The sequence below is a fragment of the Pseudomonas sp. B15(2017) genome, from assembly GCF_002113215.1.
Taxonomy (GTDB): Bacteria; Pseudomonadota; Gammaproteobacteria; order Pseudomonadales; family Pseudomonadaceae; genus Aquipseudomonas.
In genome coordinates this window covers 60,253-77,424 of record NZ_NEJZ01000026.1, presented here as the reverse complement: position 1 = coordinate 77,424, position 17,172 = coordinate 60,253, and the positions used below count along the sequence as shown (strand labels likewise).

Annotated in this window: 7 protein-coding genes; 2 read left to right on the top strand and 5 right to left on the bottom strand. The window is 63.8% G+C overall.

The window, feature by feature from the left end; genetic code table 11:
• The 4 genes from CAF73_RS28320 to CAF73_RS28305 all read right to left on the bottom strand — a co-directional run.
• A partial coding sequence (locus tag CAF73_RS28320; RefSeq protein WP_139834884.1) for a hypothetical protein occupies positions 1–196 on the bottom strand: 196 nt, incomplete at its 3' end.
• On the bottom strand, positions 193–1,059 hold the full coding sequence (locus CAF73_RS28315) for a DUF4123 domain-containing protein (protein ID WP_085705226.1): 867 nt from the start codon (positions 1,057–1,059) through the stop codon (positions 193–195). The genes CAF73_RS28320 and CAF73_RS28315, both read right to left, overlap by 4 nt.
• The gene (locus tag CAF73_RS28310; RefSeq protein ID WP_085705224.1) at positions 1,056–3,059 is read right to left on the bottom strand and encodes a type VI secretion system tip protein VgrG; all 2,004 of its coding nucleotides are present in this window, start codon (positions 3,057–3,059) and stop codon (positions 1,056–1,058) included. Before CAF73_RS28310 ends, CAF73_RS28315 begins: the two co-directional genes overlap by 4 nt.
• Positions 3,060–3,290: 231 nt before the next feature.
• Positions 3,291–13,817: an autotransporter-associated beta strand repeat-containing protein gene (locus CAF73_RS28305; protein ID WP_085705222.1), complete on the bottom strand. Its 10,527-nt coding sequence runs from the start codon at positions 13,815–13,817 to the stop codon at positions 3,291–3,293.
• 314 nt (positions 13,818–14,131) lie between these two features.
• Here CAF73_RS28305 and CAF73_RS28300 point away from each other — a divergent pair, with 314 nt between their 5' ends.
• Positions 14,132–15,091, top strand: coding sequence for a nucleoside-specific channel-forming protein Tsx (locus CAF73_RS28300; protein WP_085705220.1), 960 nt, complete (start codon positions 14,132–14,134; stop codon positions 15,089–15,091).
• A 14-nt stretch (positions 15,092–15,105) separates the two neighbouring features.
• The gene (locus CAF73_RS28295) at positions 15,106–16,128 is read left to right on the top strand and encodes a purine nucleoside permease (RefSeq protein ID WP_085705218.1); all 1,023 of its coding nucleotides are present in this window, start codon (positions 15,106–15,108) and stop codon (positions 16,126–16,128) included.
• Positions 16,129–16,198: 70 nt separating this feature from the next.
• Here the strand turns inward: CAF73_RS28295 and CAF73_RS28290 are convergent, their stop codons facing one another.
• Positions 16,199–17,155 carry a zinc-binding alcohol dehydrogenase family protein gene (locus CAF73_RS28290; protein ID WP_085705217.1) on the bottom strand — a complete coding sequence of 319 codons (957 nt, stop codon included), beginning with the start codon at positions 17,153–17,155 and terminating at the stop codon, positions 16,199–16,201.
• Positions 17,156–17,172: the final 17 nt, after the last annotated feature.

Genomic DNA, 17,172 nt, shown 5'->3' with positions numbered 1-17,172 from the left:
GACGACGGATGCCCAGCGGGCGCGCGGTCAAGGTGTACGGCAATTTCAATTCGGTGCCCGGATCGAACGCTCTTTCCACCAGGCCGTAGCTCAACGGCAACAGTTGCACATGGGTTTGTTGCAGCGGGCAAGCTGCGGGCGCAACGATGGGGGCTTTCGAGGCGGCGGCAGCGTCGAGGATGGCGGGATGGGTCATGGGCGTTCCCTTTGACGGGCCCAACGCTGCGCCATATCAACGGCCAGCGCGATACGCTCGCCCGGTGATTGCAGCGATGGCGTGTGAAACAAGTGGTGGATTTGCGGGTGTTGGGCGATATCGCGGCTGTCGAGCAACGCCAACAGGTTGGCGTAGTTGAACAACTCTGATCGGCTGAGCAGGCCAAGCGCGCTGGCCTCGGCTTCCATTTGCTGCAGCGCTGGCCAGCGCTGGGTCAGGCTCTCTCCGACATGGAATCGGGAAAAGTGCTTCAACAGGTGCGCATCCAGATCCAGCAGCGCTCGGCGCCGATCAACCTGATCCAGCGCCGCGTTCTGTTCAGGGTTCAGGCAATAAGGAACAGGAAGCTCCGGACATTCAGCCTGCCGAGGCCGATGGATGTGCCAGGCATCGTTGACGCAGTCCGCCGTCACCACACAGGTCAAGGGCCCGAACAAACGCTGATCGCCACTGGCATACAGCGCATGCACCACCCCGGCATCGGCCAGCCGCAACAGCGCCGATTGCCCGGCCGGCAATTCGACACTCAGCAGTTTGCGCAAATGCTCGCCAACGCTGTGCATCGGCGCGCAGCTGAACAACAGCACGCCCCACTCTTGCGCCGCGTGTTGCAGGAAGAACCGTGCCAATGGCTCGTCAGCCCGCTCGATGGCCACGAGCAGAGGCGACAGATCGCGCAGTGCCGCGAAGGGTGGCTGGTCATACAGAGCCAATGTGCTGACCGAAGGGCTGATCTGCCTCAACCGCGTTGGCAGATCACTGATCGTCGCCCCGTCCAGCAGCAAAAAAGCCTGTTGTCGGGTCCATGGCAAATCGTCAGGCAAATCAGTCAAAAGGCTCACGCGCTGGCAGCCTCGCAGATCAGGCAACGCGAGGCGCGCGCAGACACCAGGGCGTGGCGTTGCCGAATCAGATCAAATGCCACTTTCAACAACGGCAACGCCCCAGGCACCAACGGTTCCGCCGCCATTCCCGGCGCAGGTGCGCCGCCCTGCAGAATCGGCACGCTGCTGCAAATGCCTTCGGGCCCCAGCGTCAACCAATGCCCGCCGGCCTTGATCGTCACGTGAGTCCCGCCATCGATGACCACTTGCTGGCCTGCGCCAATATGGATCTGCTGGCCCGCGCTCAGGCGCTGACTGGCGACACGAATGTGGCGGTCGCCTTGCACCCACAGATGATCGTCCTGCTTGATTTCGGTCAGGCGATTGCCGTGTGTCAGGTGGTGTTCATCGCTGCGCAATTCATGACTGGCCACCCCGCCCACCACCACCGTGCTCTGGTTGTCGATCTGGACACGCTGGTCGTTGAGCACCAGCTGGACGAAGTCACGCTGGGCGCGAATGGCGATTTCTTCCGCGCCTTTTCTGTCTTCGATGCGCAGTTCGTTGTAACCACCGCCACCGGGGCTGCTCTGGCTGCGCCAGATACTGCGGGTCTGCTCCGCTGGCAGATCCAGCGGCACTGGCGTCACGGCGTTGGCTAAACAACCCAGGACGAACGGTTTGTCCGGATCGCCCTCGGTGAACCCGACCAGCACTTCCATGCCGACGCGCGGAATCTGCACGCTGCCGTATTGGTCATGAGCCCAACCTGTAGCTACGCGTAACCAGCAACTGGATTGTTCGTTGAGTTGGCCTTCGCGATCCCACAGCAGTTGGACTTTCACCCGACCATAGGCATCGCAGTAAATCTCTTCGCCGGGCGGCCCGGTCACCACGGCATGTTGGTTGCCGTTGATTCGGGGTTTACGGTGTTCGAGGGCGGGGCGAAAAATGACGTCCCAGGGCGTCGCAACGAAGTGGTTGCGATAGCCCTGAGTGAAGCCGTCTGCGGTAGCGAGGTCGGTCGTTGACTCTTCCAGCACTTGCGGTTGCCGGCCAAGATGATCGACGCTGGTCAGCAGCCATAATCCGTTGTAATCGTCGCGTGGGTGTTCCCTCATGTCGACGAAACTGCCACTGCGCAGCAGGCTCTGATCGCTGCGCCCCCGGGCTTGACGGTAATCGGCGCGATGCCGCTCAAGGGCACGCTGACTGAGATGTCTACCCCGGTCACGATGAGCGAACTGACCCGGAAAGCGGTAATCCTCAAGCACTGGAAGCCGCGTCTCTTTGGCTTCGGCGTCCAGTTGCACGGTTGGCTTTTCGAAGTGGTAATCACGGCGGCTGACGTGTGTGGTGCGGGTTTCCAGGCGGACGTTGAAGCGGTCTATGACCGCCGCTTCGGCAACCATGCCGCTGCCTTGTGCATAGGCCGTCGGTGCAGCCGGCATAGGGAAGGCGCTCTGATCATCACCGAATACCAGCAGGTGCCCATCGCGACTGTGCTGAAAATGAAAGTGCAGTCCTTCTTCTTCACACAAGCGCTGGATGAAGAACAGGTCCGTCTCGTCAAATTGCACGCAATACAGGCGAGGCCGGTATTCGGCGCTGAGCTGGAAGCACCAGGCATCCGGCTGCATGCCATGGTCACTCAACACACGAGCGATGATTTGCGGCACGCTCTGATGCTGGAAAATGCGTTGGTTATGACGATGGGCGAGATAGGCCAGATGAGGCACCAGAACAATCTGGTAGCGGGTCAGGCGTGTGCCAGAGTCACCTTGGGCGACCCGATGGATCTGGCCGTGAATGCCAGAGCCGTCCGGGCAGAACGACAAAAAGGCTGGCTGGTGCAGCAGGGATTCGAGATCAAGGTCGCGGCGTTCGCTGACCAGCTCGAGTTCGACCTCGTAGGTCTGGTTGAGCGCTTCCCTGGCCCGGAATTCGAAGACCTGAAGGTCGTGGGGAAAACCCTCTATTTCGAGTGTGAATACAACGGGTGTGCTGGCGCCAAACATCCACATTTCCCTGTACCTTTTTCAGGCTCGGGACTTTGCGTGGGTCTACGGTTCGACGCAGTCAGGACAATCGTTTAATCGTGTAGGACATGTCCGTGATGCCAGAAACAGACCTGTAGTTTCAGCAAATTCCTACAGCAAGATCCAAGTGCCGGTGAAGGCAACTGCCGCTGGCTGTGATCGGGAAAAAAAAGCCGCCCTTGCGGGCGGCTGAAGTGCTTCGCTCCTGAATCAGAACCCAAGGCTGAAGCTGATGGTCATCGCATGGTCGTTGCTCTCGTTCGACAGCTGTCCCGAATAGCCGATGCCAAGTTTGCCGGTCGGACTGATCTGGAAGTCCACGCCTGCTTCGACCACTGCGCTGTCCTTGGCAATCGGCACGCCCTGGGTGTTGAACGAGGCGCCGCCGTCGATGAAGGTCAGGTCGGCGTCAGGCTTGGTGTCGCCGAAGGCATGCCGCCAGCCGAGCGCCGCACGCGGGGTGAATTGCCCGCCGTTGGCCAGGGTGATGACCTTGCCGGCGCGCACGCCCAGGGTCGAGAAGGTGATGTCCTGATCGGACTCGGCGCGCAGACGCCCTGCTCCGCCCTTCTCTTTGGCCTTGTCGCTGTCGTAGTTGACGTACGCCAGACCGGCGAACGGTTCCAGGGCAATTCCGGCCGCTTCTATGGCATAGCCGACTTCACCGAACACCTGAGCGCTGCGCGCGTCGTAATTGGCCTTCAACCGGTCGTTGTAGGCGCCGACGCTGACATCGCGCTTGGTTTCGATGTCGTGCCAGCTGTACGCCGCGCCAAGACGCACTGCCAAAGCGTCGAATTGCGAGTTGAGGTACGCCGCCAGGTGGTAGCTCTCGACCGTGGCATCCGAGCGACGGTCATGGGCATCCAGATCGCTGCGGGTGTAACCGGCGGCCATGCCGACGCGCCACTGGTCGTCGAGCTGCTTGTCAGTGCCGAGCATGAAGCCGCTCAGGTTGCGATCCAGTTTCGCACTGTTGCTGTCGCCGTCCGACTCGCCCCAGGCGCCGAGGGCACGGGCCCAACCGACCATTTCGCCGTGGCAGCCGTTGCTGCTCAGCTGGTTGTCGCTTGGGGCCAGGGCGCGGCGTGGATCGTCCGGCGCGCTGCACGATGGCTGGCGCATACGGTCGTTGACCGCGTCGCGCACGTAGCGCGAATCCTCGAGGATGGCGCTGGCGGTGCTGGCATGAATTTCCCCCGACAGGCTGTCGAAGGCGTTGCGTGCCCCGGCCACGCTGAGGTTGACGATTTCGCCCTGCAACGCACTGCCCGCCGCGCCGTTGCGCATCAACGCCGAAGCGGTGTTGCGCTGGTTGCGGGTGGCGGCGACGTCGACGAACGAGTTGCCGTTGCGGCTGACCACCAGATTCACCGCGTTGGCGTCGTACACCAGCGCAGTATTCAGGAACGCGTATTGCGGCAGATCGGCGGTGCTGAAGGTGCCGGTCACCCCGCCACCGGCAGTGATCAGCGAGTACACGGTATTGCCGGTGAACGGTGCCAGACTGTTGACCTGCAGACCGCCGCCCAGGGTGGCGCTACCACCGACCGCCAGCGGTGTGGCGGTCGGCGAGCTGACGGTCAGGGCCAGCACACCGTCGGCGGCGTTGCTCAGGTTGCCGGCGACACTCAAGGTGCCGTCCTCGCCACCGGAAGCCACCACGCCATGGTTGACCACCGAACCGACGCTGCCATTCCCGCTCAGGCCTGCGCCATTGGCCACGGTGACCTGCCCGGAGAGAGAGGCTCGCGCCGCGCGGCTGCCGACTTGCAGCACACCTTGATCCACCGCCACGGTGCCGCTGAAGGGTTGATTACCGGTCAACAGCAAGCGTGCCGCACCGCGTTTGGCCATGGCTCCGACACCGCTCAGGCGTCCGTTGAACTGACCATTGGCGTTCTGCTGGAACACCAGCGAGGCGTTGTTGAGGATATTGCCTTGCAGGCTGAGGGTATTACCGATCAGCGTACCGCCGCTGACGGTGGTGCCGCCGCTGTAGGTGTTGGCCCCGCTGAGAACCAGAGTGCCGGAATCGAGCTTCTCGATGCCGCCACTGCCCACCAGCGGTACGGAGATTTCCGTGCTGCCACCGGCATTCACTCGCACCGGCGCGAGGCTGCCGCCCGGACCGTTGACCGGGGTCAGCGTACCGCCAGCACCTGGAACCAGGTTGTAACCGCTGGCGAGGAACTGCAACCCGGTGAAGTTCTGATTGCCTTGCACGGTGACCGTCCCGCTCTGCCCGCCGAACACGGCGAACTGACCGTTCGACGCCAGCGCCTGAGTACCGCTCGGATCGGTCCAGTTGGTGCCCGGGCCCCACACGCCACTTCCGCCCCCGATGCTGCCATCCGGGTTGGTGGTGCCGCCGTTCCAGAACTGCACTTCACCCGGCGTGTTCTGCACCAGCAGGTTGACCTGATTGGCCAGCGCGGTCTGCAGGGTCAGGTTGGCCGCCGACACCGGCAGGCTGCCGTAGACCAGACCGTTGTCGGTCAGGCTGCCGCCGTAACTGAACAGTTGATAGACCCCGGTGCCGAAACCGCCGGCGTTGCTGATATTCAGCGTGCCGTCGAGGGTCAGGTTGCCGGCGACGTTGACCACCGTGGTGGAACTCGCAGCCGAGCCCAGGGAGAAGTCCAGGTTGGTGCCCGACGACAACACCAGCGAACCGACCGACAACGGCGTTGCAGTGCCGCCGCCCGTCAGCGTCGCACCGTTGGCCAGTTGTACGGCGCCTGCCAATACGCCGCTGCCGCCGATTTTCGCCCCGCTGGCGACATTGACGTTGGCACTGTTGAGCACACCGATGACGTTCAGCGAACCGGCCTGCACCGATGTGTTGCCGGTGAAGGTATTGTTGCCGGTCAGCAGCAAGGCGCCGGTACCGGTTTTATTGAGTGTGCCGGCGCCCGTCAGATTGCCGGTGTAGCTGCCGTCACTGTTCTGCTCGAAGGTCAGCGTCGCGTTGTTGACGATGGCGCCTTGCAGGCTGCTGGTGTCGCCACGGGTGCTGCCGCCGTTCAGCGTCGTACCGCCGCTGTAGGTGTTGGCGCCGCTGAGGACGAGGTCGCCACTGCCGTTTTTCACCAGACTGCCGCTGCCGGTGATCGCGCCGATCAGCGTGGTGTCCTGGTTGCCGGCCAGGGTCAGTTGCGCCCCCAGGTTGATGGCGTTGGCCAGTTGCAGTGCAGAGGTGCTGTCCAGGGTGCCGTTGCCCAGCACGCTGAGGGCGCCGCTGCTGATCGCACTGTTGTTGCCCAGAATCAGCGAGCCGCCGGACAGTTGAGTACCGCCGCTGTAAGTGTTGCTGCCGTTGAGGGTCAGGCTCGATGCGCCGGTCTTGATCAGACTGCCGCTGCCGCTGACCACACCGCCGAGGGTCAATGCGTTGGAGCCGGCGACGGTGAGTCCGCCGTTGAGCACCACGGCGTTGGCCAGGCTGACCGCTGTGTTGCTGTCCAGCGCCGTGCCGTTGGCGGCGGTCAATACGCCGGTGCCAAGGGCCGAGTTATTGCCGACCACGATCTTGCCGCCGTTGAGCGCGGTGCCGCCGGTGTAACCGTTGGCCGCGTTGAGCACCAGGGTGCCGGTGTCGTACTTGCCCAGTGTGCCGGCGCCGTTGAGCGCCACGCCCACGGTGGCGGTGACGTTCGGGTCGACCCGCACGGTCGCGTTACCCAGCGATCCGTTGACCAGATTCAGCGAACCGGCCGTGCCGTTCTGCAGGCTGTAGCCATCGGTGACGAACTGCATGCCGGTGATGGTTTGCGCACCGTTCACCGTGACGGTGCCCGCCGTCCCCTGGAACACCGCGAAGCTGTTGCTCCAGGCCTGATTGGTGTTGCCGTTGACGTCGGTCCAGTTGGTGGTGCCGGTGCCCCAGGTGCCGCTGCCGCCATCCACCGAACCGTTGGCGACAAGTTGGTTGCCGTCCCAGAACTGCACGGTAACGCCCGGTGCGGTAACCAGCAGGTTGATCTGGTTGGCCAGCGCGGTTTGCAGGGTCAGGTCGCCCGGCGTGACGCTGCCCGGCACGGTGCCGATCAGCATGCCGTTGTCGGTCAGGCCACCGGTGTAGTTGATCAGGCGATATACGCCGCTGCCGAATCCGCCGATATCGCTGACGTTGAGGGAACCGTCGAGGGTCAGATTGCCGCCGACGTTGACCAGCGCGTTGCCGCCACCGGCCACCGGTGTGCCGAGGCCGACATCGAAGTTGGAGTTGGCGTTGAACACCAGCGAATTCACCGACAGCGTGCTGCCGGTAGCGCCGGCCAGATGGCCACCGTCCGCCACGGTCACGGCCCCGCCGAGCGAGCCGCCGCCGGTCAGGGTGCCGCCGCTGTTGACCAGCACATTGGCGCTGTCCAGCGAGCCGCTGACGTTCAAAGTACCGGCGTTGACCGTGGTGTTACCGGTCAGGCTGTTGAGGCCGGTCAGGGTCAGCGTTCCGGTGCCGAGTTTGCTCAGTTCGCCGGTGCCGGTGAGCACGCCGTCGAAAATACTGCTGGCGTTGTTACCGCCGATGCTCAGTGTGTTGCCGCCGCCGATCAGTGCGGTGCCGCTGCCGGTCAGGCTGGCGAGGCTGCCGGAGCCGCCGAGGTTGAGAGTCGCCGCAGCGCCGAGATTGACCCCGGCGTTGCTGCCCAGCGCCGAGTTGCCCAGCGTGGTCAGGCTGCCGGCCTGCACGTCGAAGATACCGCTGAAGGTGTTGTTGCCGGTCAGCGTCAGGTCGGCCAGACCGTTCTTGGTCAATGTGCCCGCGCCGGCGATCACGCCACCGAGCGTCAGGTTGTTGTTGCCGGCCACGCTCAGGTTGGCATTGACGTTAAGGTTGTTGGCCAGCACCAGCGGCGCCGTGCTGTCGAGAGTCGAGGCGCCCGCCACGGTCACCGCGCCGGAACCCAAGCCCGCCGAGGTGCCGAGGGTCACGGTGCCGGCGTTCAGCGTGGTGCCGCCGCTGTAGGTGTTGATGCCGTTGAGGGTCAGGTTGGAGGCCCCGTTCTTGATCAGTGCCCCGCTTCCGCTGACCACACCGCCGAGGGTCACGTCGCTGCTGCCGGTGTTGGTCAGATTGGCGTTGAGCACCACGTTGTTGCCCAGCGAAACCGAGGTGTTGCTGTCCAGCGCCGACGCGCCGGCCACGGTCAGGTTGCCCAGACCGAGGGCGCCGTTGCTGCCGGCGGTCAGAGTGCCGGCATTGAGGGTGATGCCACCGAGGAAGTTGTTGGCACCGCTGAGGATCAGATTGGCTGCGCCGTTCTTGGTCAGGCTGCCGGCGCCATTGATGGCTCCGCTGAGTGTCAGATCGTTGCTGCCGACCACGCCAAGGTTGCCTGCCAGGTTGATCGCATTACCCGCCGTGACGGCGCCGCTGGCATCCAGGGTGGTACCGTTCGCCGCGTTCAGGGTGGCGGAGCCCAGCGCCGCGTTCGACGCCAGGATCAGACCGCCTGCATTCAGTGCCACCGGGCCGAGGAAAGCGTTGTTGCCGCCGAGCGTCAGGCTGGCCGATCCGTTCTTGATCAAGCCACCGGTACCGGAAATGACACCGTTGAGGGTCAGCGCATTGCTGCCGAGCACGGTGAGGTTACCGTTCAGCGTAGTCGCATTAGTCAGGGTCACGGCGGTGTTGCTGTCGAGTTGCGTTCCGGCGTTGGCGATCAGCGCGCCGCTGCCCAGTGCTGTATTGCTGCCGACCACCAGGGTGCCGCCATCGAGTTGCGTGCCGCCGGTGTAGCTGTTGGCGCCGTTGAGCACCAGGGTGCCGCTGTCGAGCTTGTTGAGAATCCCGCTGCCGTCAATGTTCACGCCGACCGTGGCAGTCACGCCCGGATCAACCCGCATCGCCGTGGTGCCGCCGCTGCCGTTGACGGCGGTCAGCAGTCCCGACGTACCGTTGACCACGTTGTAGCCGTCCGTGAGGAACTGCATCCCGGTGAACAGCTGCGTGCCGTTGACCGACACCGTGCCCGCCGTGCCCTGGAACACCGCGAAGTCGCCGGCCCAGCTCTGGTTGAGCGTCCCGTTGACGTTGGTCCAGTTGGTGTTGACGGCATCCCATGCTCCGCTGCCGCCATCGACCGTACCGTTCGGGATCGTCTGGCTGCCATCCCAGAAGCGAATATTGGCGTTCGGCGCGGACACCAACAGGTTGATCTGGTTACCGACCGAGGTCTGCACCACCAGATCGCCCAGGCCAAACCCCACAGGTACACCGGCCACGGTCAGGCCGTTGTCGGTCAGTGCCCCCGTGTAGTTGAACAAGCGATAGACCCCGACGCCGAATCCGCCGGCATCGGTAACGTTGAGATTGCCGTCGAGTGTCAGGTTGCCGCCGATGTTCATCAGGGAGGTGGTCGATGGCGTCGCGAGGTTCGCATCGATATTGCTGTTGGCAGCCAGAACCAGTGACGCGGCAGACAGGGTATTGCCCGAAGACAACGCCAGGTGGCCGCCATTGTTGACGTTGAGGGTTCCGAGAATCGAACCGCTGCCGGTGACGCTCGCGCCGGTATTGACGCTGACCTGGGCGCTGGCCAGCGAACCGCTGAGGTTCAGGGTGCCGCCGTTGACGGCAGTGTTGCCGACGAGGCCATTGATCCCGGTCAGGTTCAGTGTGCCGGTGCCGACTTTGGTCAAACCGCCATTGCCGCTGAGATCGCCGTCGAAGGTGCTGGTGCTGCTGACCCCGCCCACGGTCAAAGTGTTACCGCCGCCGATCTGCACGCCGCCGCTGCCACTCAGGCCATTGAGGCTGGCGTTGCTGCCGAGGTTGAGGCTGGCGCCGGCGCTGACGTTGGCGCCGGAGGTATTGCCGAGTGCGCCGCCGGTCAGGGTGCTGACACTGCCGGAGAGGATGTTCAGCGCACCGGTGAAGGTGTTGGTGCCGCTGAGGGCGAGGTCATCCAGGCCGGTTTTGATCAGGTTGCCCGCACCGTCGATCACCCCGCTGAGGTTCAGACCGTTGTTGCCGGCCACGGTCAGGTCGGCATTGAGCGTGATGTTGTTGCCGACGCTGAGCGCACTGCTGTTATCCAGCGTTGCTGCGCCACCGACGGTCAGGCCGCCACTGCCCAGGGCACCGGCCGAGCCCAGCGTCAGCGTGCCCGCATTGAGCGTGGTGCCGCCGCCAAAGGTGTTGCTGCCATTGAGCGTCAGGTTGGCCGCGCCGTTCTTGATCAACTGGCCGGCGCCGCTGACGACACCGCCGAGGGCCAGGTTCTGGGTACCGCCGACACTGAGCGCTGCGTTAAGGACAACCGCGTTGGCCAGGCTGGCCAGCGAGGAACTGCTGTCGAGCGTCGCGGCACCGCCGACGGTCAAGGCCCCCGTGCCCAGTGCCGAGCTGTTGCCGACGGTCACGGTACCGGCGTTCAAGGTAGTGCCGCCGATGTAGGTATTGGTGCCGTTCAGATTCAGGTTGGCCGCACCGTTTTTCACCAGACTGCCGGCCCCGGCAACGGTGCCCGTGAGGGTCAGGTCGGCGCTGCCACCGACATTCAGCGCGCCGGCAAGGTTGACCTGGTTGCCCAGGCTGACGGTGGCATTGGTATCCAGCGTAGTGCCGGCGGCCGCATTCAGCACACCACTGCCCAGCGCGATGTTGCTGCCGACGATCAGTTTGCCGACGTTCAACGCGGTGTTGCCGAAGTAGGTGTTGGCGCCGTTGAGGATCAGATCGGCCGGACCGTTTTTGATCAGGCCGCCGACACCGGCGACGACACCATTGAGCGTCAGGGCATTGCTGCCGCCGAGGGTCACGTTGCCGCCGAGGTTGACGTTGTTGGCCAGGCTTGTCGCGGTGCTGGCATCCAGCGTGGTGCCGGCTGCCGCATTGAGTACACCGGTGCCCAGCGCGGTGTTGGAGCCCACGCTCAGGGTCCCGGCATTCAACGCCGTATTGCCGGTGTAGGTGTTGTTGCCGGTCAGGCTCAGCGTCGAGGCGCCGGTCTTGATCAGGTTGCTGCCGCCACTGATCACGCCGCCGAGGGTCAGCGGGTTGGCGCCACCGGCCGTGAGGCTGGCGTTGAGGGCAATCGCATTGTTCAGCGTGACGTTGGCGCTGCTGTTGAGCGAGCCGCCCGAGCCACCGACGGTGAGCGTGCCGGTGCCGAGAGCCGCCGCGTTGCCGACGGTCAGGCTGCCGGCGTTGAGCGCCGTGCCACCGGTGAAGGTGTTGACGCCGTTGAGGGTCAGGTTGGCGGTGCCGTTCTTGATCAATTGACTGGCGCCGCTGATGACACCGCCCAGGGTCAGGCCATTGCTGCCGCCGATGCTCAGATTGCCGTTGAGCGCTACGTCGTTGTTCAGGCTGACGGCGGCGCTGCTGTCCAGGGTCGCGGCGTTGGCGACGGTCAGGCTGCCGCTGCCCAGTGCGCCGGCATTGCCGACAGTCAGAGTACCGGCATTCAACGTGGTGCCGCCGAGGAAGGTGTTGGCGCCGCTGAGAATCAGGTTGGCCGCGCCATTCTTGGTCAGCCCGCCGTTGCCGCTGACCACGCCACCCAGGGTCAGGTTGGCGTTGCCGGCAATGTTCAGGTTGCCGCCGAGCGCGACGGCATTGCCCAGCGCCACGGTGGCGCTGGCATCGAGCGTAGTGCCCGCCGCCGTGGTCAGTGCGCCCGTGCCCAGCGCGGTATTGGAACCGACAATCAGCGTCCCGGCATTCAGCGTCGTACCGCCGGAGAACGTGTTATTGCCGCTGAGGGTCAGGTTCGCGGTGCCGTTCTTGATCAGGTTGCCGGCACCGCTGATGACCCCGCTCAGGCCCAGTGCCTGCGTTCCGCCAATGGTCAGGTCCGCCGCCAGCGCCACCGCGTTGGCCAGGGTCACCGCCGTGGTCGCATCCAGCGTGGTACCCGCCGCCGCATTCAGCGCGCCGGTGCCGAGGGCGGTGTTGCTGCCGACCAGCAAGGTACCGCCGTTGAGCGCGGTGGTGCCGCTGTTGGTGTTGTTGCCGGTCAGGGTCAGGCTGGCCGTGCCACTCTTGGTAATCGCGCCGGTGCCGGAGAGAATGCCGGACAGGGTCAGGGCATTGCTGCCGAGCACGTTCAACGCGCCAGTGATGCCGATGTTGTTGGCCAACGTCACGTTGGCGGTGCTGTCCAGGCTGGTGCCGGTGGCGGTGTTGAGCACCCCGGTGCCCAAGGCATTGTTGTTGCCGACGCGCAAGGTGCCGGCACTCAGGGTCGTGGTGCCGCTGTAACCGGTGTTGGCGCCGCTGAGCGTCAGGCTGCCGCTGCCAGTCTTGGTCAGGCCGCTGGCGCCGCTGATCAGCCCGCCCAGGGTCAGGGCCCCGGTGCCGGTCGCCGTCAGTGTGCTGTTGAGGGTGAGCGCGTTGTTCAACGAAATCGGGCCGGAGGCCGAAATGCTCGACGCGCCGCCAACGGTAATGCCGCCGGTACTGAAGGCCTGATTGTTCCCCACCTGCACCACGCCACCATTGAGCACGGTACTGCCGGTGTAGGTATTGACCCCGTTGAGGTTGAGCTGGCCGCTGCCGATCTTGGTCAGGCCGCCGCTGCCGGACAGCACGCCGCTGAGCGTTGTGGCGTTGGTCCCCTGCACCGTCAGGCCGCCGGCACCCAGCGAGATCAGGTTGCTGATGTTCAGTCCGGCAGTGCTGGCCTGCAGGATGCCGCCATTGGACGTCAATACACCGCTGCCGAACGCGCCATTGTCATTGAACAGCGCGACACCGCCATTGAGGGTCGTCGCCCCGCTGACCAACGGTCCCTGCAGGGTCCAGGTGCCGCTGTTGAGGGTCAGGTTGTTGAAGTTGACATAGGTGGCGCTGGACGCCGTGCCTGAACCGGTGGTGCCGCCGCCGACACCTATGGGGTTTTGCAGAATCAGGGTATTGGTGCCACCTGCACCGCCATCGATCGTACCGGTCGGGGCGAAGGTCAGGTTGATGCCGATCAGGCCGCCGAGGCCGACGGTGACTTGCACGCCGTCACCGACGTTTACGCTCGAACCGGTGATCGCGTAGAACGTATTGGTGCTGCCCGCGCCCATCGACACGCTGCCGGTGATGTTACCGGCGTTGGTGAAAGTATTACCCGCCGCCGATGTCTCGAAGGCCACCCGGCCGTTGATCGTGCCGGTGCTGCTGTTGTTCATGACGACTTGTGAACCGCCATACACACCCACCACCGGCGTATCGGCCAGGGTGATCCCGCCCACCGACAGACCGGTCGAGGTGATCGTCCCGTTGTTGGTGATGGTGGTGGTGCCGGCCGCCGCATTGTTGACCCCTATCCCCAGGCCATCGATGCTGGTCAGGTTGAGGCCGAGCAACATGCCGGTGCCACGAATGAGGCCGCTGGCGTTGTTGAGCACGCTGACCGTGCTGGAGGCGCCCGTTCCGATGAACGCGCCGCCGCTGAGCACGGACACCAGGCCCAGCAATGCAGGGTCGATGGTGCCGGAGTTGTTCAGGCTGATGTTGACGCCCGTCAGGTTGAGCACCTTGCCGCCGAGCGTCGCGTTCATCTGCGCGCCCGAGTTGACGTTGACCGTCAGGCCGTTGCTGGCACTGCTGAAGTCATTGAGAAACAGCGGCAGACTCGGCACCCCGGTGCAGGTCACCGTGGATCCGGCAGTGGAACAGGTTGCAAGCGCCGGTGCACTGACACCGCCGAACAGAAATCCGGCAACGCTCAGGTGCACAGCAAGGGAAAGCGGGGAAAAACGCGAAACGAGGGCGACACCAAACCTTGCTTCCACGGGATACTCCTTTCGTGGTCAATTTCATCCTTGAAAGCGCGCAACGGCAGGCAAATCGAACACGCGCATCAAGAGCGCGACGGTCTTCCAACCGTCTCATTCCCCAAAGACGCTAGTTGATGCCCTGCAATGGAACATTGGTTAAATGGCATTAATACTTTTGTGATAGAGCCTTCAGGAATAAGGATCCATCAGGTGCGCGCGCAAAACTGGTATGACTTGTGCAAACGTTTGCGAAGCGTCAATCCCGACACTTTGCCTCCACAATCGCACCACCCCGCCGTTACGGGGCCGATCCACAAAAAGGACTTTGAATGCACATTTCTTCCAGCCACCGCCGTCGCGGTATGCGTACCTTTGCTGTTTCCCTCCTACTGGCCGGCGTTACCGGAGTTCTCAGCCAGACAGCACTGGCACAACCTGCCTTGCCCGAAGAATCCGCCCAGGGCGAAGCCCTCAGCCCCGAAGTCAGCCCACCGAAAAAAGGCGAATACCTGTCGGACTGGTACAACCAGGACCTGACCCTGATCGGCAGCAAGGACATCAGCTTCGGCCCGCAACCGGCCGACGACATCTACCTGGAATACGAGTATTTCGGGCGCAAGGGCCCGTTCGAGCTGTACGGCTACATCGACATCCCGAAAATCTTCAACATCGGCAACAGCCACGACAAAGGTGTGTGGGACCACGGTTCGCCGGTGTTCATGGAGCACGAACCGCGCATCTCCATCGACTACCTCGCCGGCCGCAGCCTGGCCATCGGGCCGTTCAAGGAATGGTACGTGGCGTTCGACTGGATCTACGATCACGGCAGCCGCAAAGAGAATCGCGCCAACACGCTGTACAGCGGTTTAGGCACCGACATCGACACCCATTCGCGGGTCAATCTGTCGGCTAACCTGTACGGGCGCTACCAGTGGGAAAACTACGGCGCCAGCAATGAATACTCGTGGGACGGCTACCGCGCACAGCTCAAGTACATCGTGCCGATCGACAAATTCAGCAACGGTGCGTCGCTGACCTACATCGGCTTTACCAACTTCGATTTCGGCTCGGACCTGCACAAGGACAACCCGGCGCGCACCGCCAATGCCACGGTGGCGACCAACGTGTTGCTGTACTCGTTCACCCACTTGCGCTTCACCCTGGTCGGCCGTTACTTCCACAACGGCGGCAACTGGGAGGACGGCAGCGAGCTGAACTTCGGCGACGGCAACTTCCGCGCACGTTCCAATGGCTGGGGTTATTACGCCGGCATCGGTTATCAGTTCTGAATCAAGGAGCAAACATGAAAGCAATGACGCGTGTATCACTGGCCGCTGCCGCCCTGCTCTCGTCCCCCGCGTGGGCGACCGAGGCACCGATTCAACCGAAAGTGGTGCTGATCACCATGTTCGCCCCGGAGGCACAGCACTGGATCGATCGCCTCGAACTCAAGCAGGAAATCCGCGTACCGGGCCTGTCGGCCGAGTACCCGACGATTCGCTGCAACACGCAGCAGGTGTGCCTGATGACGACCGGCATGGGCCAGACCAACGCCGCCGCCTCAACCCTGGCACTGGCGCTGTCGCCGAAATTCGACCTGCGCAAAAGCTACTTCCTGATTGCCGGGATTGCCGGCATCAGCCCGAAACACGGGACCATCGGTACCGCTGCGTGGGCGCATTATCTGGTCGAATTCGGCACCCAGTGGGAACTGGACTCGCGCGATGCACCCTCGAGCTGGCCGACCGGTTACCTCGGCATCAACACCAAAGGCCCGAACGAAAAACCACCGCTGGACTACAAGACCGAAGTCTTCGAACTCAACCCGAAACTGCAAGCCAAGGCCTTCGCCCTGAGCCACAAGGTCAAACTGAGCGAAAGCAAAGAGTCGGCCGAATGGCGCCTGAAATACCCGGCAGCACCGGCCAATCAGCCGCCGGTGGTCACCCGTTGCGACACGCTGGCGGGCAACACCTGGTTCTCCGGCACACGCCTGAGCGAACGCGCCGAGGTCTGGACCAAATTGCTGACCGACAACAAGGGCGAGTACTGCACCACCCAACAGGAAGACAACTCCACCTACGAGGCTTTGTTGCGCGCCAGCCGCGAGGGCCTGGTGGACGTGCAGCGCCTCGCCGTGGTGCGCGCCGGCTCTGACTTCGACCGCCCGGCGCCGGGTGGCAGCGAAGTGGACAACCTGCTCAAGTACGCCGATCAGGGCGGATTTGTGCCGGCCCTGGAAAACCTCTATCGCACGGGGAATCCGCTGGTGCAGGACATCCTGAAAAACTGGTCGGCGTGGGAGAACGGCGTCCCGCAGTCCTGAAACCCACAAAGCCCTGTGGGTGCGAACGCGCTCCCACAGGGCTATGTGATGACATGAATAACAGCGACGATCAGGGGATAAGAATCACTTTGTCACCGCTGCCCTGATTCACATCCGCATAGCGCGCCTGCCCTTCGGCCAGAGGCGCTTCGACCAGCCCTTGCGGCAGTGGCAGCAGGTCTTCGTCGAAGAACCGGCCGAACTGCTCGAGCATCGCCGCGCAGGCTTCAACGCCGTACAGCAACGAGTTGATACCGACTACCGAACCGCCCTTGCGATACAGCGCCAGTGCCGGCAGTTGCACATGCCCGTCCACCGGCGCAGCGATGATCGCGATCCGCCCGAAGGGCGCCAATGCCGCGACTGAGGCCGGCAGCCAGAAACCGGTGGTGTCGAAGATCACATCGGCGCCACCGCGATACACCGCGTTGACCTGTGCACCCAGATCCTCGGGTTTATCCAGCTGAATCGTCTGATAACCCTGAGCCTGCAAGTCTTTGACCTGCTCCGGACGCCGCGCTGCCGCCAGCAACTGCGCGCCGCGCACCTTGGCCAACGCCAGCGCCGCCGCCGCCACCGCCCCGCCGCCGATCACCAGCAAACGGGTTTCGGCACTGACCAGACTGCGCTCCAGTGCATCCCACGCCGTGGTGTAAGGCACGCCGAGGCTGGCAGCCTGGGTGAAGCTCAAATGCGAAGGCTTGTGCGCCACGCCATTGGCCGGCAGTTTGACGAACTGCGCATGGGAGCCATCGGCAAAAAAGCCCAGCTCACGCCCGGTGCCCCAGACTTCCTGACCGATCAACGCCTGCGGCCCTTCGACCACCACACCGGCAAAGTCCCGACCGGGAATACGTGGCAGCGTGGTGTACGGGAAGCGCCCGAGCACGTTCTTCACGTCGCTGGGATTGAGGCCCGCCGCCTTGATCTGCACCAGCACCTCGTCGGCCCCCGGCACCGGCGTCGGCACCTCGACGAAGCGCAGGGACGACAGCTCGCCGGTTTTATCGAATTGCAGTGCTTTCATGGAAATCTCCACCGAAG